Here is a 17,242-nt window from a genome sequence, read left to right as displayed (position 1 = left end):
TGATAAGTATAATTTATGTGTAATAGTTAAAATTATTAGAAATCATACACTTAATATAATAACAAGTTTTTTGGATTGTATGTAATTTATCGAATGATCAAATACATGAACTTTTGTCAGCTCAGTCAACAAATATTAAATATTATGTGAATAAGAACCATTTTTTTATTTATTTTTAAAATCTTTAATGACTAGTTCTTGTTTTTTTCCACGCCAAATCCATTTTAATTTACTGTTGCTAAAATCCTCTCCCTCGAACCATACAAATAAGCCTTCCATCATGTCTGGCCAATCTGCCTGATCAATTTGATTTTTACCCGAAATAACTGCAACTATTGCAGCTAAAATCGTATCATGACTCACTGCCAAACTGAGTCCTTTTTGCTGAGTTGGATGCGTGTGGTAAAGCAGTTCCAAAACATCAAATACACCTGTAATCGGATGTTTCATTCCCGGCAAAGCATTGTTAACAAAACTATTAATAAAGCCTAATGCACCCTGTTTACGAAAATATGGGGCGGCTTGCTGAATATCTAATACAAAACTACCTGGCTCTACCAATAACCGCTGCTCAACGATTTCAATGGTATGCGTATTTTTAACTTTATGAGTTACATCAGCACCTTCAATCATTAACGCTGCGGTATCAACACAACGTTGGATTGGACTAGAAATACAATGCTGAATAGCTCGATCAGAATTCTGAATTAAATATTGCCCCCAAACATAAGCAAGTTCTCGTCCCTGCTCTGTTAATTGCAAATCATATCCAGCCAAGCCCTGTCCATTCACCAGTTCACGTAATGAATGGCGTGTAAATAAAGTAACGGGGATTGAAGTATCAGGAAGCAAATCAATCGCTTCAAACATACTTTTCGGCAGTAAATGCAGGGCCATATTTAATTATTAAAAATAAATGTTTAAGCCACTATAACATGCATAGCCAAACTCTCAATCTAAAATCCCAGAATCACGTAAAGCTTCATAAGCTATTTTTTTACTATATTGATCTTTAAATGCGATAAAGCCATTATTTAAAACAGTCTCACGCTGATTATATTGGAAGGGTTTACCATCTAATGTCATTAAACCACCACCAATACTTTCCAATAAAGATTGCCCTGAACTGGTATCCCATTCTGACGTTGGATGAAAACGAGGATAAATATCAATTTCACCTTCAAGCATCATACAAAATTTATAAGCACTGCCAGCTTCACGACGCTCTACTTCACGAAAACGTAAAATTGGTTCAATGAAGTTTTTATATTTTGGATTTTTACTGTGATGACTTAAGCCAATCTGAATAGGTGCTTCTAAAGCATGTTCTTCAATTTGATATTGATACCATTCATCACGACTAATACTGTATTTATATGGTAGTTGCGATGTATAGCCGATATATATAAGTTGCTCGCAAGGCACTGCAATAATCGCAAATGTTGTTTCATTATTTTCAATCAGACTAAGATTAATTGTAAATTCATCGCGCTCATGAATAAATTCTTTAGTACCATCTAAAGGATCAAGCATCCAACAACTTTTCCATTCTGCTCGCGCAGAGTAATCACTTTCTTCTGACAATACAGGTAATTCAGGCGTTACTGTTGCCAATTGTTTGAGTAGAAAATGATTTACTTTTAAATCAGCTTGCGTAACAGGTGAATCATCACTTTTTTCCTGAATATTAAACTCGCATCCAGCACAATAACTTTGGTATTCTTCCAATAATATTTGACTTGCCTGCGCCATAATTGGCACAAGTTGTGAAATCAAGTGGTCTTGTGGAGCAAGCGTTTTAATAAACATAGATTAACCTTATGTCATATTCAGATTTACAGCAGCAGCCTATCGCCATGTTTGACATGGATGGTACATTACTCGATTTAGCATTTGATGATTTTATTTGGAATCAGTGTTTGCCTGAGCGTCATGCTCAAGTGCATCAGTATAGTTTAGAACAAAGTCAAAAAACGCTGTTTCAATTTTACCAACAACATAAGCATACACTATCTTGGTATTCTTCGGCTTACTGGACTGAGAAAGTTGGTGTGGATGTTATTCAATTACAATATGATCATCGAGATAAAATCAAAGCCAGAATCGGTTGTCATGAATTATTAAAACAATTAAACGCACAAGGTTATCGCTGTTGGTTACTGACCAATGCAGACCGCGCTGGTTTAGAACTAAAACTTGAAAATGTTGAGTTAAGCCCCTACTTTGAACTTATGGTCAGCAGTGAAGAACTTGGACATGCCAAAGAAGAAGTGGCGTTCTGGCAAAAGCTTCAACTCTTGCATCCATTTGATCCTGCACAAGCTGTATTCATTGATGATACTGTTGCTGTACTTAAAGGTGCTGAGGACTTTGGTATACATCAATTATTCAGCATTTTACAGCCTTCAAGCAATAAAATGCCTAGATCAAAAACCGAGTTAGCTTATCCTGCACTTGATCATTTAACTGAACTTTTTGATTATCTTGAAACCAACCAACAGGTAACAGATGCCAAGACAGCATGAACCAGAAAGCATGGATGCCATGCGTATTGATAAATGGCTTTGGGCAGCACGTTTTTTTAAAACACGCTCAATTGCTAAAGCTGCAATCGAAGGTGGCAAAGTCCATCACCACAATGATCGTGTCAAAGTTTCTAGAGATGTTCGTGTCGGCATGGAACTTACGATTCAACAAGGCTTTGAAAAGAAAACAGTCGTGATTAAAGCACTTTCTGCTATCCGTGGTGGTGCGCCTACCGCACAGTTACTTTATGAAGAAACAGCTGAAAGTATTGAGCGTCGAGAGTTGCATGCCTCACAACGAAAATTGCATAATCTAGCCCGACCTGATCATCGACCAAGTAAAAAAGATCGTCGTCATATCAATCGTTTTAAACAAGAAAATGTACAATCATGGTCTTATCATGATGAATAAAATTTTCTAATTTGGATGCGTCATTTTGTGTCGTATTGACACAGATCAGATGTGGAATAAACAACTAGAATCTGCCACTATACCTAAGTCCCAACAAGTTGAGATTCAGTACATCCACTTGGGTTAGTCGTTAAGAAATAAAGTTTTGAGGTTTTGAGATGGATGATAATAAAAGCAAAGCGCTACAAGCTGCCTTAGGTCAGATTGAGAAGCAATTTGGTAAAAATACAGTAATGCGCTTAGGCGACAATACCGTATTAGCTGTTGAAGCAGTTTCTACAGGTTCATTAACCCTAGATATTGCACTAGGAATTGGTGGATTACCTAAAGGTCGTATTGTTGAGATTTACGGTCCTGAATCATCAGGTAAAACAACCATGACATTACAAGCAATTGCGCAATGTCAAAAGAATGGTGGTACATGTGCCTTTATCGATGCCGAACATGCTTTAGATCCTGAATACGCTCGTAAATTGGGTGTTGATATTGATAATTTGCTCGTTTCCCAGCCTGACCACGGTGAACAAGCTTTAGAAATTGCAGATATGCTGGTTCGCTCAGGTGCAATTGATCTCATTGTTGTCGACTCCGTTGCTGCACTTACCCCAAAAGCCGAGATTGAAGGCGAAATGGGTGACTCACATATGGGTCTACAGGCACGTTTGATGAGTCAAGCATTACGTAAAATCACAGGTAATGCAAAACGCTCAAATTGTATGGTGATCTTCATTAACCAAATTCGTATGAAGATTGGTGTGATGTTTGGTAGCCCAGAAACAACAACTGGCGGTAACGCACTCAAATTCTATGCTTCTGTTCGTTTGGATATTCGTCGTATTGGTGCAGTTAAAGAAGGCGATGAAATTACAGGTAACGAAACACGCGTTAAAGTTGTTAAAAACAAAATGGCACCTCCGTTCAAAGAAGCAGTCTTCCAAATTATGTATGGTAAAGGCACGAACCAATTAGGTGAACTTGTTGATTTAGCTGTTCAACAAGATATCGTCCAAAAAGCGGGTGCTTGGTATTCATATCAAGGTAATAAAATTGGACAAGGTAAAAATAACGTGATTCGTCATTTTGAAGAGAATCCAGTGATGGCTCAAGAAATTGAAAAGGTCATTCGTGAGCAGCTTCTCACCAAAAACAAAAATGAAGCAGCCCAGGCTGAAATTGAAGAGCCAGAGTATTTAGAAAGCTAAACTGAAACGCCCTTCGGGGCGTTTTTCTTTAATGAGGAAACTATGTTTAATTCAGATAAGACTGAGAAACCTAAAACGCTTACAGGCTCAAGATTACGCTCTTACGCCTTTGCTCTACTGACTCGTCGTGATTACTCTCAAGTTGAATTAATAACTAAGCTTAATCAATATGCAGTCAACCCAGAGGAAGTGACAAAGCTAGTAGAAGAACTAGCAGAACAAAATTATCAAAGTGATCAACGTGTAGCCGAACTAACACTTGCAAGTCAAATTCGAAAAGGAAAAGGTTTACAGCGTATTAAGCAAACATTAAAAGCTAAACATCTAGATGCCGAGCTGATTACACAAGAATTAGAAGAAGTAGACTGGTTACAACAAGCGTATCAATTGAAGATAAAGAAATTTGGCGAAGAAGTCACAAAAGACCAAAAAATAAAAGCCAAGCAAATTCGATTTTTACAATATAGAGGATTTGATATGGATGTGATTATGAAAGCGATTGCTCGAACGAGCGAAGAATAAATGGTGGCAACCCTACTAGCATGACTTCGGCACATCATAGTTCTATTACCGTTGCTACCTTCCGGTCCTGGCGGGGTTCATAGAGTACAATTGCGAAGCTACCAGCAGGGCTACCATTGCAAGATAGAGTATAGAGATTTTTATTCGTGTTGCAAGTCTTGCTTATGTATTTAATTCATTTTTTGATTCAATTGCTTAAATCAGCATCAATCACTATTTCAAAATCACTATTCACACTAAATCATGTTTAAAGATTAAACAGAATCGAACTATTTCTATTCAAAAGTGCTTGAAGATTGTAAACATGTATTGCATTTACATGAGTTGCTGTTTTAATGACTAAATCAAAAATCGTATATCAGGCATATAACAAGTGAAGAATAAAGACTTGTTTGCCTTTAGCTTTATTTCAAACTTTATGGACGAATTTTCATGCTAAAAAAGCATTCTGCATTGTTTATAGCGCTATTTGGCAGCACACATTTATATGCCAATATTCCTATTGAATCCCGATCGTTAAGTCAACAACAAGCAAATAGCGTGGTTGCAGGTACTCCGAGCTTAAACTGGGAAATCATGCAAAAAAACCAAAAGCTTGAAGAAGACATTCGTAAATTAAGAGGTCAGCTTGAAGAACATGACAACGCAATTGAGCAACTAAAAAAAGAGTTAGCAAATCGCTATACAGACTTAGATCAACGTTTAGAACTGCTCTCTCAAAAAATTGATCCGCCAGAAGAAAATACTGAAACAGAGAATGCAACAACAGAAACAGCCAGTACAAACACTTCAGCATCAGACAACACTGCAACTGGTGTTACTGCGCAGCAAACTGCACCTGCACAGCTTCAAACACCTGTCGTTCAACCACAACAAAACTCAACAGCCACAACCAACAGCACCAATAATCAAATTGAGTTAGAGAAAGCAGCATATACGGTTGCCTTGGATGCCTATAAGCAAGGTGGAGCAAAAAAAGCCATTCAACCCATGCAAAACTTTATTAAGAACCATCCAAATGGTATTTATGTTGGAAATGCATATTTTTGGCTAGCTGAATTTTATTTAGCTATTGAACCAGTTGACTATAAAGCAGCAAAACAAAACTACAATATTGTTGCTACGCGCTATCCAAATTCTGCAAAAGCATCTCGTGCCGTTTATCAACTTTATAGCATTGCAAAAGAAGTCGATAAAAATAATGCATTAGCTAATCAATATAAAACCAAGTTGTTAAACCAATACCCTCAATCTGAAGAAGCAAAATTTATCCAGAAAAAGTAGCTTGTAATTCATTCAATAAAAAACCAGTTCAAAAGAACTGGTTTTTTATTGCTTAGAGCAAAATTATTTGATCTTCGCTTGAGATTTTAGATACTCAGTATAATCTTCTAAAATTTGCTGACCACGGAATTGTTGGTAAAGTTTTGCTAATTCAGCCAACTGTTCTGGTGGTAAAGCTCGAGCAGCTTCAGTATTTACATTTGAGACAGCAACAATCACCAACTCATTCGGCAATTTAGCTGTAGTAGCTGACCACATACCTTCTTTAGTTGGTGCTGGAATACTAAATGCAGCACGCTCAATTTCACGCTTCAACCCCTGAGAACGAGCAAAGGTACCTGCATTCTCAAAAGTAACTTGTGCCTTAGGAACAACTTGTGCAGCAGGTTGCGTTTTGAAATCAGCTAAAATAGTTGCTATTTTTGCTTGAGCAGCTTTATACGCTTTTTCTTCAATCACTTTAGCCTTAACCGCTGAAGTTGCTTGAGCTAAAGGTTTAATGCCTGCTTGATGATAGTTTCGTACTTTTATCCAAACTGTGTCACCATTTGCTAACTGGATATTAGAAGATGCGTTGCGATCACCATTTTTAACGTCGTCGCTAAATAGCTTAGCTTTAACACTCAAATCACTTAAGATCAGATCTTGAGTTGCTAATGTTATGCCATTCGCAGATTGAACTCTTGCAGCTTTAACTTCTTGTGCTACTGCATCCAATGAGTCATTCCCGACAACCATTTCATTTAGATTATTGACGGTGTCACTAAATAAATTTGCAGTCTTCGCTTTCTGCATTTCAGCAGTAAGGCGTGCTTTTTCTGATTCAAATGATGGCAGTTTTACTGTTGGAGAATTTGCCTCAATCAAGTGATAGCCATATTGTGTTTTTACAGGTTTAGAAATTTGACCATTTTTCAATGCATTTACAGCATTATCAAAATCTGCTGAGAAAACACCTGGTGCATATGAATCAACCAAACCACCCTGCGCTTTTGAACCTGGATCTTCCGAGAACTCTGCTGCGGCTTGAGCAAATGTCATACCTGCTTGAATTTTAGCATAAACTTCATTTGCTAGCTTCTGAGCGGCTGCATCATTACGAGAATCTGTTGTGATTAAAATATGTTTAACTTCGCGCTTAGCTTCTTGCTGTTGTTTATCTACAAATGCTTTATAGGCTTGCTGTAAGTCTGCATCAGTAACAGCTAAATTCGCTTGAGGTAGTAACGATGGGCTCAATACAACATAATCAACATCGACACTGGCAACTTGTTTAAATTCATTTTTATGCTTGTTGTAGTAATCAGCAATTTCCTGATTAGATACAGTTAAGCCTTTTTTATAATCATCTAACTTGATACTTGCTAAATGCAAAGTACGTTGTTCTGTTTGTAAATTTGCAAGCTGTTGTAAATCAGACTGACTTACCAAAGCATAATCCATCAAAGTTGATGAGATCATTTTCAAAGCATGATCTTGGCGTAAACTTGTGATCAAAGCTTGATTGGTCATCCCAACAGAACGTAAGTAATTTTCATAAAGCTTTTGCGAAAATTGACCATTTTCTTGAAAAGTAGGTTGTTGAGCAAGCATTTGCTCTAGCTGAGCATCACTTAATGTAATACCTAATTTTTCGGCTTGTTGTTGCAATAGTGAACGTGCAATTAATGCATCCAAAGCCTTTTGTTGAATAACAGGCAGATTTAAAAGTGATTCATCACCTTTAACTAATGATAAATATTGATCTTTATAGTTTTTGGTTGCACTTTCTACTTCTTTATTAGAAATATCCTGATCGTTTACCGATTTCGCTACATCTGCTTTGTTGCCACCACTAAAATATCCTTCAATACCTACAAGCGCTAAAGGAGTCAAAAACAAAACGAGAAGGACTTTGCCAAGCCACCCCTTAATGAGTGTACGAAATGATTCCATGAGAATTCCAATATTTTATTTCGAGGCAATTTTAACTGAAAAAACTAAACGAATGAATGCAGAAAAAGCCGCAAATTAACGATTTCATTTAATAAATAAAAAACGCACCCAAGATGGTGCGTTTATTGATTTAAAAAGATTACGCAACTGAATCTTTTAAACCCTTACCTGGTTTAAAACTAGGTACTTTGCTTGCTTTAATTTGCAACTCTTCACCAGTTTTAGGATTACGACCAGTACGTGCAGCACGTTCTTTTACGCTAAAAGTACCAAAACCAACTAAAGTAACCGTATCACCTTTTTTAAGTGCTTCAGTGATTGACGCAATTGTTGCATCGAGTGCCTTACCAGCATCCGATTTAGATACTCCCCCTTTTTCAGCAATCGCATCAATTAATTCTGATTTATTCATGATAAAAAATATCCTCTTAATATCGTTTGTTAAGATCCAAGGCTATAGTTTAAAAGGCCATGACGCCTTTATAGCAATGCTTTGGGGGATAACGCAATACTAGAAAGGCTATTTAGTAAAAATAAATACTGAAATACGACATAAACAGACGAGTGTCTTTAATTTTTTTACTTTTTATTCAATTTAGACTTTAACTCGTTATTTTCTTCTATCAGTGCGTCCACTTTAATATGCAGTTGTACTAAAAGTTGTTCGATATGCTGAAGATCTTTGGGAGTAACCAGTCCAATGCGATTAAGAGAATGGTTGACACCAGTGTCTAAGATTTTCTCAACTTTGTCTTTGGTATCTGTTACTGACTCTTTGGCTTTCTCTGTCACTTTACCAACAGTATTATCAGCGAAGTCTACAGTTTTAGATTCAAGCTCTTCTCCAACCTTGACTAAAGAGTCGAATAATTTATTTCCTTCCTCTTCAGCACGTGAAAATGCACCTAATCCTGCCAACCAAATCTGTTGTGTATATTTTTTGAAATCGAGCGCAGATTTCTTAGAACTCTTTGATTTTAGTTTAGTTTTCACCTCTGCGTCTTCACCCGTATTTTCTGTATTTGAGTTATCCATAGACCCATGCTCCCAAGCACTTTACAAACTGTATGTCGTATTTAACCATAAAAATGTTTTTATAATATCAAAGTTAAGACTTGATCGTTTTAAAAAACTGTTCTACAAAGCAATAAAGTCATGTAAATTATTTTTAACAATCGAGTAAGGATACTCACTGTTTACATACTTTGGCTTTATAAATTGATTGGTAAGGAAAAATAGACTTATGAGCGATACGCAACAAAGACATAAACATCCCGATTTGTTGCTAAACATTGTCATCATTGTTTTAGAAACTTTTTTTTCTTTCATCCTTACGCATGATGCTGCTTTACGCCTTCAAGCCAAGAAACTCATCGATCGAAAAATCACTATTCGAATTAATAGCTACATCCCCTTCTTTGATTTTTATATTCAATTTACTGAAAAAGGTCTTTTGTTTGATACTAAAGTATTAGATCGTCAAATTGATTTAGAGATTAATAGCACACTCATCGATTTAATTAAGATCTTTGTGTTTAACAATCAACGTAGCATTTCTAATATGCGTATTTTAGGTGACAGTACACTTATTGAGGAATGGCTTGATTTAGTCCCTCACCTTACTTTAAGCAGTATATTATCGAATTGGAAACAATGGCTTAGTATCTTTAACGACGATGCTGAAGCAGTGGCATCTCATCAACGCATAGCACCTCTTTTAGATAAAATTGATGAACAACGCTCGGAAATTAATACGTTATTAGTCGAAGTTAAACAATATAAAAATCGCATACTACGTATGCAGAAACGTCAACGTTTAATCAATATCAGCTTTGCTGTATTAAGCTTTATTTTTATTGCATATTTTGTGTATAATCTATGGGCATAATAATTAAGACACATTTCATGTTTCTGATTGATATTCCCAATTAAAAAAACTTGACTATTTTAGTCGGAATTCATAAAATTTAGACATCTAGTCTAACCATGTGTACCGAATCATGCGTCTTACAACTCGCGGTCGTTACGCAGTGACTGCTCTACTTGATTTAGCTTTGCAGCCAACTGAACAAACGATAACGCTTGCAGAAATTGCAGCTCGTCAATCCATATCAGTCGCTTATTTAGAACAGTTATTCGCAAAACTTAAACGTCATGGCTTAGTTTCAAGTGTACGCGGAGCAAATGGTGGTTATCATCTTGCGCGGAATGCCACTGAAATTACTGTGCTAGAAATCATCGAAGCTGTAAATGAAACTGTTGATGCGACCCGTTGCGATCATAAAGGCAACTGCCAAAATGGTGCGATGTGTTTAACGCATGACTTATGGCAAGAACTCTCCCACCATATTGCCGATTATCTTGCAAAAATCTCTCTTGCTGATCTTATCGCACGTGACAATGTACAAACTGTCGCTTTGCGTCAAAATACAGTTAGTTTAGATTCAGCCCTCTTATCGGTTACAGGTATTTGACATGAAACGTCCAATTTATCTTGATTACGCAGCAACCACTCCTGTTCTGCCTGAAGTTGCGGAAAAAATGATGGAGTGCTTAACGTTCGAAGGAACTTTTGGTAATCCCGCTTCACGTTCACATGCCTATGGCTGGCAGTCTGAAGAAAAAGCTGAATATGCACGTGAGCAAGTTGCAAATTTAATCAAAGCTGACCCACGTGAAATCGTTTGGACTTCAGGTGCAACTGAATCTGACAACTTAGCATTAAAAGGTATTGCTCAGTTTTATGGTTCTAAAGGCAAACACATTATTACAAGTAAAATTGAACACAAAGCGGTTCTCGATACTTGTCGCGAACTTGAAGAACAAGGTTTTGAAATTACATATTTAGAGCCTGAACCACGTACAGGTTTAATTACACCTGAAATGGTTCAAGCTGCTTTACGTCCAGATACTATTCTTGTTTCACTTATGATGGTGAACAACGAAATCGGTACGATTACTGACGTTGCAGCAATTGGTGAGTTAACACGCGCTAATAAGACATTCTTACATGTCGATGCTGCTCAAGCTGCTGGAAAAGTTGACATCGATCTTTCAACGATGAAAGTTGACTTAATGAGCTTCTCTGGTCACAAAATTTACGCCCCAAAAGGTATCGGTGCACTTTTTGTACGCCGTAGCCCACGTGTTCGTCTAAAAGCCCAAATGCATGGTGGTGGCCATGAGCGTGGTATGCGTTCTGGTACTTTACCAACACATCAAATCGTAGGTATGGGTGAAGCGTTTGAAATCGCAGGCAAAACAATGCATGCCGAGCAAGAACGTATTCGCAAATTACGTGACAAACTTTGGAATGGTTTACAAGATTTAGAGCAAGTATTCTTAAACGGCCACCCTACTCAGAATGTTGCAAACTATTTGAATGTCAGCTTTAACTTTGTTGAAGGTGAGTCATTGATGATGGCATTAAAAGATGCAGCAGTTTCAAGTGGTTCTGCATGTACATCTGCAACATTAGAGCCTTCTTATGTACTACGTGCTTTAGGTTTATCTGATGAGCTAGCACACAGTTCAATTCGTTTTAGTTTTGGTAAATACACAACTGAAGCAGATATTGATCACGTGTTAACAATTACCAAAGCTGCTGTTGAGAAACTTCGTGAACTTTCTCCGCTTTGGGATATGTATAAAGAAGGTATTGACCTTTCAACAGTTGAATGGGCTGAACACTAATTCATTGAACTTTCAATTGAAAAATGTGTTTTCACCCTCATATTAATTAATATTAGGCTGACCCCGAGTTTTGGAGAAGCAACATGGCTTATAGCGAAAAAGTAATTGATCATTACGAAAACCCTCGTAATGTTGGCGTATTAGACAAGAATGCAGAAAACGTAGGTACAGGTATGGTCGGCGCACCAGCTTGTGGCGATGTTATGCGCTTACAGATTCAAGTCGACGATAATGGCGTAATCGAAGAAGCACGCTTTAAAACTTATGGTTGTGGTTCTGCAATTGCATCAAGCTCACTTGTAACTGAGTGGTTGAAAGGCAAGACTCTTGATGAAGCGCAAACCATCAAGAACATCGACATTGCAACTGAGCTTGCTCTGCCACCAGTAAAAGTTCACTGCTCTGTATTGGCTGAAGATGCAATTAAAGCTGCGATCGAAGACTATCGCGGCAAAAAAGCGAAAGCTGTGTGATTACCGAAAAAACATTGGAGTTTTCATGATCCATTTAACTGAAAATGCTGCGACTCACATCAGCAATTACCTACAAAATCGTGGTAAGGGTGAAGGCATTCGTGTTGGTGTGAAAACTTCGGGTTGTTCTGGATTGGCTTATGTACTTGAATTTGTGGACGCTGTTGATTCACATGATCAAATATTTGAACAATTCGGTGTAAAAGTTTTTGTTGACCCTAAAAGCTTAGTTTATCTCGATGGTTTAGAGATGGACTATGTCAAAAATGGTCTCAATGAAGGTTTTGAATTTAGTAACCCAAATCAAAAGGGTGAATGTGGTTGCGGTGAATCATTTACTGTTTAACCCACTCCCTTTTTCTTTTTCTTCAAAACAGTGTGTTCCGCACTGTTTTGATGTATTTACCACTATCGGAATTCATCTCCCATGAATCATTTTGAGTTGTTCCAACTACCAGAAGCACTCGATATAGATTTAGCAATTTTAAAGAAACAATTTTTAAATTTGCAACAGCAATATCATCCAGATAAAGCCATCGATAAAGATCAAGCTTTGATCAAGTCAAGTAATATTAATCAGGCTTATAAAGTACTGTCTCAAGTTGATAGTCGTGCAGCCTACCTGCTTGCCTTAAAAAAACAAGATCATCATCTTGACCAATCGATCAGCGACTTTGAGTTTTTGCAATCAGCACTTGAAATGCGTGAACAACTCGATGAGGCATCTTCTACGACACAACTTGAGACATTGAAAGTTGAAATTCAGCAATGGATTGATGGTCTCATTCGTGAATTTAAAATTGATTATTCTGAGGAAGATTGGGCTGAAGCACGTGATACAGTTCGCAAGTTACGTTTCTTCCAACGCGTAGTCAATGATATTGAAAAAGCTGAAGATCGCATGCTTGATGATAACGATAGCTTCAATCTAGATGATGATTTTTAGTCCGCTGTTACCAATTATTTTCAAGGGATATCTCACGCATGGCACTTTTGCAAATTGCTGAACCAGGTCAAGCGACTGCCCCGCATCAGCACCGTATTGCGATTGGCATTGACTTAGGGACAACCCACTCTCTAGTGGCGACAGTGCTATCGGGAAAACCGAAAGTTCTACAAGATGATAAAGATAGAGTGTTATTGCCCTCTATTGTTCATTTTGCCAAGGATGTGACCACTTTTGGTTATGAAGCCAAACCTTTTATGTTGGTAGATCCTAAAAATACTGTTGTTTCTGTTAAACGCTTTATGGGTCGTTCACAAGCAGATATTAAATTTCAGCATCCATATACGCTTACAGGTGCTGAAAATGAAATGCCTGCGTTTGAAACCGCCGCAGGACGTAAAACACCAGTCGAAATTTCTGCTGAAATTTTAAAACAATTAAAAGACCGAGCAGAAACAAGTTTGAACAATCCTGTAAATGGCGCAGTCATTACAGTTCCTGCATATTTTGATGAAGCCCAACGTCAAGCAACTCGAGACGCAGCTCAACTCGCAGGCTTAAATGTTTTACGATTGCTCAATGAACCTACTGCTGCTGCTGTTGCTTATGGATTAGATCAAGAGACTAACCTTAGCACTGATCGTAATTATGTGATTTATGATTTAGGTGGTGGTACTTTTGATGTGTCAATTTTACGATTCTCAGAAGGTGTTTTTGAAGTTCTAGCGACGGGTGGTCATACGGCTCTAGGTGGTGATGACCTTGATCGTCTAATTGTTAAATGGGCAAAAAAACAACTCAACATCGATACTCTAAGCGATGAAGAATACGCTGTTTTTATCATTGCTGCTCGTCAAGCAAAAGAATATTTAACTGAACATCAGTCTGCTGAGTTAAAATTACTCGACAATCTTTTAACCTTAGATCGTTCAACATTTGAATCAATCATTCAGGTTGCACTCGATAAAACGATGAGCGTCTGTAAACGCGTATTACGTGATGCCAAATTAGAACTAGATGATATTGAACATGTCGTTTTAGTTGGTGGTTCAACACGTTCATATGCAGTACAAAAAGCTGTACGTGAATTATTTGAACGTGAGCCATTATGCACCATCAACCCAGATGAAGTGGTTGCTATTGGTGCCTCAATCACTGCCAACCAATTGATTGGTAATAGCCAAGATGGTTCATTGCTGCTTGATGTTACGCCTCTTTCTCTTGGTTTAGAAACGATGGGCGGTTTGGTTGAACGTTTAATTTCACGTAATACAGCAATTCCTGTTGCTCGTCGTCAAGAATTTACGACATATCAAGATGGTCAAACAGCGATGTTGATTCATGTAGTTCAAGGTGAACGCGATTTAGTTGAACATTGCCGATCATTAGGTCGTTTTGTTTTACACGGCATTCCTCCTATGACCGCGGGTCAAGCACGTATTGAAGTGACGTTCCAAGTTGATGCTGATGGTCTACTCACTGTATCTGCCAAAGAAACAACCTCTGGTGTTCAAGCACAAATTGATATCAAACCATCTTATGGATTGTCAGAAACAGATACAGAACGCTTATTGGTCGAAGGTTTCAAACATGCTGAAGAAGATAAACAGCTTCGTCATTTGCAAGAAACTAAAGTTGAAGCACAACGCGAGTTAGAAGCATTGGAACAAGCCTTAAAAGCTGACACTGATTTACTCTCTCAGCAACAAGCTCGAGATTTAATTTTAGCAGCAGAAGCACTTAAAGCACGTCTAAAAACCAATGAGCTTGAAGCAATTGAGCACGCCGCTCAACAACTTAAAATTCACAGCGATGCATTTGCTGCACTGCGTATGAATCGACATATTGACCATGCCTTGAAGGGTACAAAACTTGAAGATTGGTCTAACTCAAATTAAAGGTATAGGTGATCAATATGCCACGTATTAAAGTTCTTCCTCATGCACAAATCTGTCCTGAAGGTGCAGAATTTGAAGTCGAACAAAACGCCAATTTATGCCAAAGTTTATTGAAACAAGGCATTAAAATTGAACATGCTTGCGACATGTCTGCTGCATGTACAACATGCCATGTGGTCGTGCGCAGAGGCTTTGATAGCCTTGATGAAATGAATGATGTTGAAGCTGATTTACTTGATCGTGCGTGGGGTCTAGAGCCTGACTCTCGCCTTTCATGCCAAGTTAAAATTGTTGATGAAGATTTAGAAATTGAAATTCCTAAATACACCATTAACCACGCTTCAGAGAATCATTAATCTATTTCCAAATCAAAAACTCCTCTCTTAAGAGGAGTTTTTTTATGACTGTAATAATTGATAAGTTATGTTTGTTTCACTTCATCATCTAAGGTAAGTCGTGGGATGCCTTGTGCATTCGTAATTTTTTGTTGAGTCTTAATTCTTTGAATCATTTTCTCTAAGATTTCAACCAACTCAGGATATTCATAATTCTGAACCTCTTCAAGATTCAACACCAAGTGAAAACCCTTGTATTCAAAGTCGAACCATTTTTGCGTATCCGACTTTTTACCCGTGAATTTTTCCATCACTTGCCAAGTTTTCACAGGCCCTTGTATACCTTTTAAATAAATAGGTACTTTAGGAACACATAAAAACTCATTTTTAATCAGTTGATGTGTATCATCAGCAATTAAGATTTCATCCACTTCTGCCGCGGATTGTAATCGAGCAGCCAAGTTTACATCACGCCCTACAATTGTATAAGCCATACGATGTGAAGCACCATAATTGCCGACGTGACAATACCCCGTACTAATCCCCATACGAATATGCAAAGCTGGATAACCCATTTTCTTCCAACGTTCACGTAGCAATTTCATTTGCTGACGCATAGCGATGGCCATTTCTACACAAGATTTCGCATCTGGCTCTACACCTTGCGAGTTTGGATCTCCGAAGAAAATAAGAATGGCATCACCCATGAATTTATCAACAGTCGCTTCGTATTGCTTAGCAATCTCAGTCATGTGACTCAGATAATCATTAAGCAGAAATGCCAAATCATCTGGAATAAGTGTTTCTGATAATTCGGTGAAACCTTGAATATCTGAAAAGAATATGGTGAGTTTTTTACGTTTATATTCAATTTTAGCTTCAGCTTCACCACGCATAATAGATTGCCATAACTGTAAGGGCGCGTAGCGACTTAATTGATTCGCAAAAGCAATATATCGCGTCATTTGATTATGATAATGCTGACGCTGTTGTCCTAAGATATCTAAACGACGATGTTGGTAGTAATTACCAATCACAATAAACATCATCAACCCTAGTAAGCTAACCACTGTTAGCTCTGGATTGGTTGGTTCAAAGTATTCTTCCGCACCAAATAGGAAATAGGTACAGAAATAGAATGTTAAAACACCGATAAGACCAATAAGACAGGAAATTGGTAAGGTGATTTTGTTATTTAAACCGACATAGAGTAAAGCGAATAGAATGGTAAACGTAGGAACTAAACTAAGATGTATACCCGATAGAACAATTGCAACAATGACCGCTTCACAAGCAAAAAGAACATTTTTTTCAGTATTTTTATCAAACTTATATTGCAGCCACTTTTCCAATCGAGGACAAAGCAGAAAGTAAACTAATAATAAAGGAAGGATATAAAGTTGATAGCTAGCACTCGAAGAGGTAAATGTATAAATTACCAAAATAAGTGACAGAATCGAATATCCCATCAAACGATGAAAGTATGCGAACTGCCTAGGTTCTTTATCAATTAACCTATCTAGTGGCACTCTATCCTCCTTTCTTATTATAGAAGATGTTTTTATTCTACTGAGTGAATTAGTCCATACGCCAATCGAAAGGCATATCACCTTGACCACGTAGTGCAAGCATTAATGTTTGACGCATATGAGCCAATACATCATTACTATATGGCACTGCAGGTGTTCCCCAAACTGGCTTAGGCCATGCAACATCATTTTGATAACGTACAACATGATGAAAATGTAACTGAGGAACCATGTTCCCCAATGCTGCAACATTCATCTTATCTGCACGGAAAACTCGCGCTAATTGACTAGATAACCAGCTTGATTCGCGCAAGAACTGTTCTTGATCTGCTTGGCTGAGTTCATATAACTCTGTGATACCAGGTACACGAGGTACAAGTATCAACCAAGGGAATTGCATATCATTCATTAAACGACATGTTGAAAGCGGAAAGTCGCCTACAAAAAATGTATCTTGAGCAAGTTGTGGATGCAAACTAAACATATCT

The 17,242-nt window shown here is 37.6% G+C and carries 20 protein-coding genes and 1 other RNA gene; 13 read left to right on the top strand and 8 right to left on the bottom strand.

Annotated features, from left to right (window positions below):
• Nucleotides 1-165: 165 nt before the first annotated feature.
• Both F933_RS02935 and F933_RS02930 read right to left on the bottom strand, forming a co-directional pair.
• A complete protein-coding gene (locus F933_RS02935) occupies nucleotides 166-897 on the bottom strand; it encodes a histidine phosphatase family protein (RefSeq protein ID WP_005058379.1) in 732 nt (243 codons plus the stop codon).
• 54 nt (nucleotides 898-951) lie between these two features.
• Nucleotides 952-1,809 carry a 3'(2'),5'-bisphosphate nucleotidase CysQ family protein gene (locus tag F933_RS02930; protein ID WP_005058375.1) on the bottom strand — a complete coding sequence of 286 codons (858 nt, stop codon included), beginning with the start codon at nucleotides 1,807-1,809 and terminating at the stop codon, nucleotides 952-954.
• 11 nt (nucleotides 1,810-1,820) lie between these two features.
• Here F933_RS02930 and F933_RS02925 point away from each other — a divergent pair, with 11 nt between their 5' ends.
• From F933_RS02925 to F933_RS02910, 4 genes are all read left to right on the top strand, one after another.
• Entirely contained in the window at nucleotides 1,821-2,525 is a 705-nt protein-coding gene (locus F933_RS02925) for an HAD-IA family hydrolase (protein WP_005058374.1), read from the top strand.
• Nucleotides 2,509-2,937, top strand: coding sequence for an RNA-binding S4 domain-containing protein (locus tag F933_RS02920; RefSeq protein WP_005058372.1), 429 nt, complete (start codon nucleotides 2,509-2,511; stop codon nucleotides 2,935-2,937). The genes F933_RS02925 and F933_RS02920 overlap by 17 nt, the downstream gene beginning before the upstream one ends.
• 158 nt (nucleotides 2,938-3,095) lie before the next feature.
• Nucleotides 3,096-4,139: a recombinase RecA gene (gene recA, locus F933_RS02915; protein ID WP_005053313.1), complete on the top strand. Its 1,044-nt coding sequence runs from the start codon at nucleotides 3,096-3,098 to the stop codon at nucleotides 4,137-4,139.
• 42 nt (nucleotides 4,140-4,181) lie between these two features.
• On the top strand, nucleotides 4,182-4,661 hold the full coding sequence (locus F933_RS02910; RefSeq protein ID WP_005058371.1) for a regulatory protein RecX: 480 nt from the start codon (nucleotides 4,182-4,184) through the stop codon (nucleotides 4,659-4,661).
• Between the two features lie 10 nt (nucleotides 4,662-4,671).
• Here F933_RS02910 and ffs read toward each other — a convergent pair.
• Nucleotides 4,672-4,768: signal recognition particle sRNA small type (ffs, locus tag F933_RS16945), an RNA gene on the bottom strand.
• A 325-nt stretch (nucleotides 4,769-5,093) separates the two neighbouring features.
• On the opposite strand from ffs, the gene F933_RS02905 reads away from it, so the two are divergent.
• Entirely contained in the window at nucleotides 5,094-5,945 is an 852-nt protein-coding gene (locus tag F933_RS02905; RefSeq protein ID WP_005058370.1) for a YbgF trimerization domain-containing protein, read from the top strand.
• Nucleotides 5,946-6,008: 63 nt separating this feature from the next.
• On the opposite strand, the gene F933_RS02900 is transcribed toward F933_RS02905, so the two are convergent.
• The 3 genes from F933_RS02900 to F933_RS02890 form a co-directional block, all read right to left on the bottom strand.
• Nucleotides 6,009-7,880 (bottom strand): SurA N-terminal domain-containing protein, encoded by a 1,872-nt coding sequence (locus F933_RS02900; protein WP_005058369.1) that lies wholly within the window; start codon nucleotides 7,878-7,880, stop codon nucleotides 6,009-6,011.
• A gap of 139 nt (nucleotides 7,881-8,019) precedes the next feature.
• Complete coding sequence (locus F933_RS02895) at nucleotides 8,020-8,292, bottom strand: HU family DNA-binding protein (protein ID WP_004878739.1); 273 nt, start codon at nucleotides 8,290-8,292, stop codon at nucleotides 8,020-8,022.
• 167 nt (nucleotides 8,293-8,459) lie between these two features.
• Entirely contained in the window at nucleotides 8,460-8,915 is a 456-nt protein-coding gene (locus F933_RS02890) for a phasin family protein (RefSeq protein WP_005058368.1), read from the bottom strand.
• A gap of 208 nt (nucleotides 8,916-9,123) precedes the next feature.
• Between F933_RS02890 and F933_RS02885 the strand changes: the two genes are divergently transcribed.
• The 8 genes from F933_RS02885 (at nucleotide 9,124) to fdx (ending at nucleotide 15,246) form a co-directional block, all read left to right on the top strand.
• Nucleotides 9,124-9,768, top strand: coding sequence for a hypothetical protein (locus F933_RS02885; protein ID WP_005058367.1), 645 nt, complete (start codon nucleotides 9,124-9,126; stop codon nucleotides 9,766-9,768).
• A gap of 112 nt (nucleotides 9,769-9,880) precedes the next feature.
• Nucleotides 9,881-10,354 carry an Rrf2 family transcriptional regulator gene (locus tag F933_RS02880; protein WP_005053307.1) on the top strand — a complete coding sequence of 158 codons (474 nt, stop codon included), beginning with the start codon at nucleotides 9,881-9,883 and terminating at the stop codon, nucleotides 10,352-10,354.
• A 1-nt stretch (nucleotide 10,355) separates the two neighbouring features.
• Nucleotides 10,356-11,573 (top strand): IscS subfamily cysteine desulfurase, encoded by a 1,218-nt coding sequence (locus tag F933_RS02875; RefSeq protein WP_005058366.1) that lies wholly within the window; start codon nucleotides 10,356-10,358, stop codon nucleotides 11,571-11,573.
• An 83-nt stretch (nucleotides 11,574-11,656) separates the two neighbouring features.
• The gene (gene iscU, locus F933_RS02870; protein ID WP_005053305.1) at nucleotides 11,657-12,046 is read left to right on the top strand and encodes a Fe-S cluster assembly scaffold IscU; all 390 of its coding nucleotides are present in this window, start codon (nucleotides 11,657-11,659) and stop codon (nucleotides 12,044-12,046) included.
• A 25-nt stretch (nucleotides 12,047-12,071) separates the two neighbouring features.
• The gene (gene iscA / locus F933_RS02865) at nucleotides 12,072-12,392 is read left to right on the top strand and encodes an iron-sulfur cluster assembly protein IscA (protein ID WP_005053304.1); all 321 of its coding nucleotides are present in this window, start codon (nucleotides 12,072-12,074) and stop codon (nucleotides 12,390-12,392) included.
• A gap of 81 nt (nucleotides 12,393-12,473) precedes the next feature.
• Nucleotides 12,474-12,992: a Fe-S protein assembly co-chaperone HscB gene (hscB, locus tag F933_RS02860; protein ID WP_005058365.1), complete on the top strand. Its 519-nt coding sequence runs from the start codon at nucleotides 12,474-12,476 to the stop codon at nucleotides 12,990-12,992.
• Nucleotides 12,993-13,030: 38 nt separating this feature from the next.
• A complete protein-coding gene (gene hscA, locus F933_RS02855; protein ID WP_005058363.1) occupies nucleotides 13,031-14,890 on the top strand; it encodes a Fe-S protein assembly chaperone HscA in 1,860 nt (619 codons plus the stop codon).
• A gap of 17 nt (nucleotides 14,891-14,907) precedes the next feature.
• A complete protein-coding gene (gene fdx / locus F933_RS02850) occupies nucleotides 14,908-15,246 on the top strand; it encodes an ISC system 2Fe-2S type ferredoxin (RefSeq protein ID WP_005058360.1) in 339 nt (112 codons plus the stop codon).
• A 65-nt stretch (nucleotides 15,247-15,311) separates the two neighbouring features.
• Here the strand turns inward: fdx and F933_RS02845 are convergent, their stop codons facing one another.
• Both F933_RS02845 and F933_RS02840 read right to left on the bottom strand, forming a co-directional pair.
• A complete protein-coding gene (locus F933_RS02845; protein WP_005058357.1) occupies nucleotides 15,312-16,754 on the bottom strand; it encodes an adenylate/guanylate cyclase domain-containing protein in 1,443 nt (480 codons plus the stop codon).
• Nucleotides 16,755-16,803: 49 nt separating this feature from the next.
• Complete coding sequence (locus F933_RS02840; RefSeq protein WP_005053297.1) at nucleotides 16,804-17,238, bottom strand: HIT domain-containing protein; 435 nt, start codon at nucleotides 17,236-17,238, stop codon at nucleotides 16,804-16,806.
• Nucleotides 17,239-17,242 lie beyond the last annotated feature (4 nt).

The organism is Acinetobacter beijerinckii CIP 110307 (assembly GCF_000369005.1).
Lineage (GTDB): Bacteria > Pseudomonadota > Gammaproteobacteria > Pseudomonadales > Moraxellaceae > Acinetobacter > Acinetobacter beijerinckii.
Note: the sequence above shows the minus strand (reverse complement) of the source record. Positions and strands in the feature narration are given on the sequence as shown.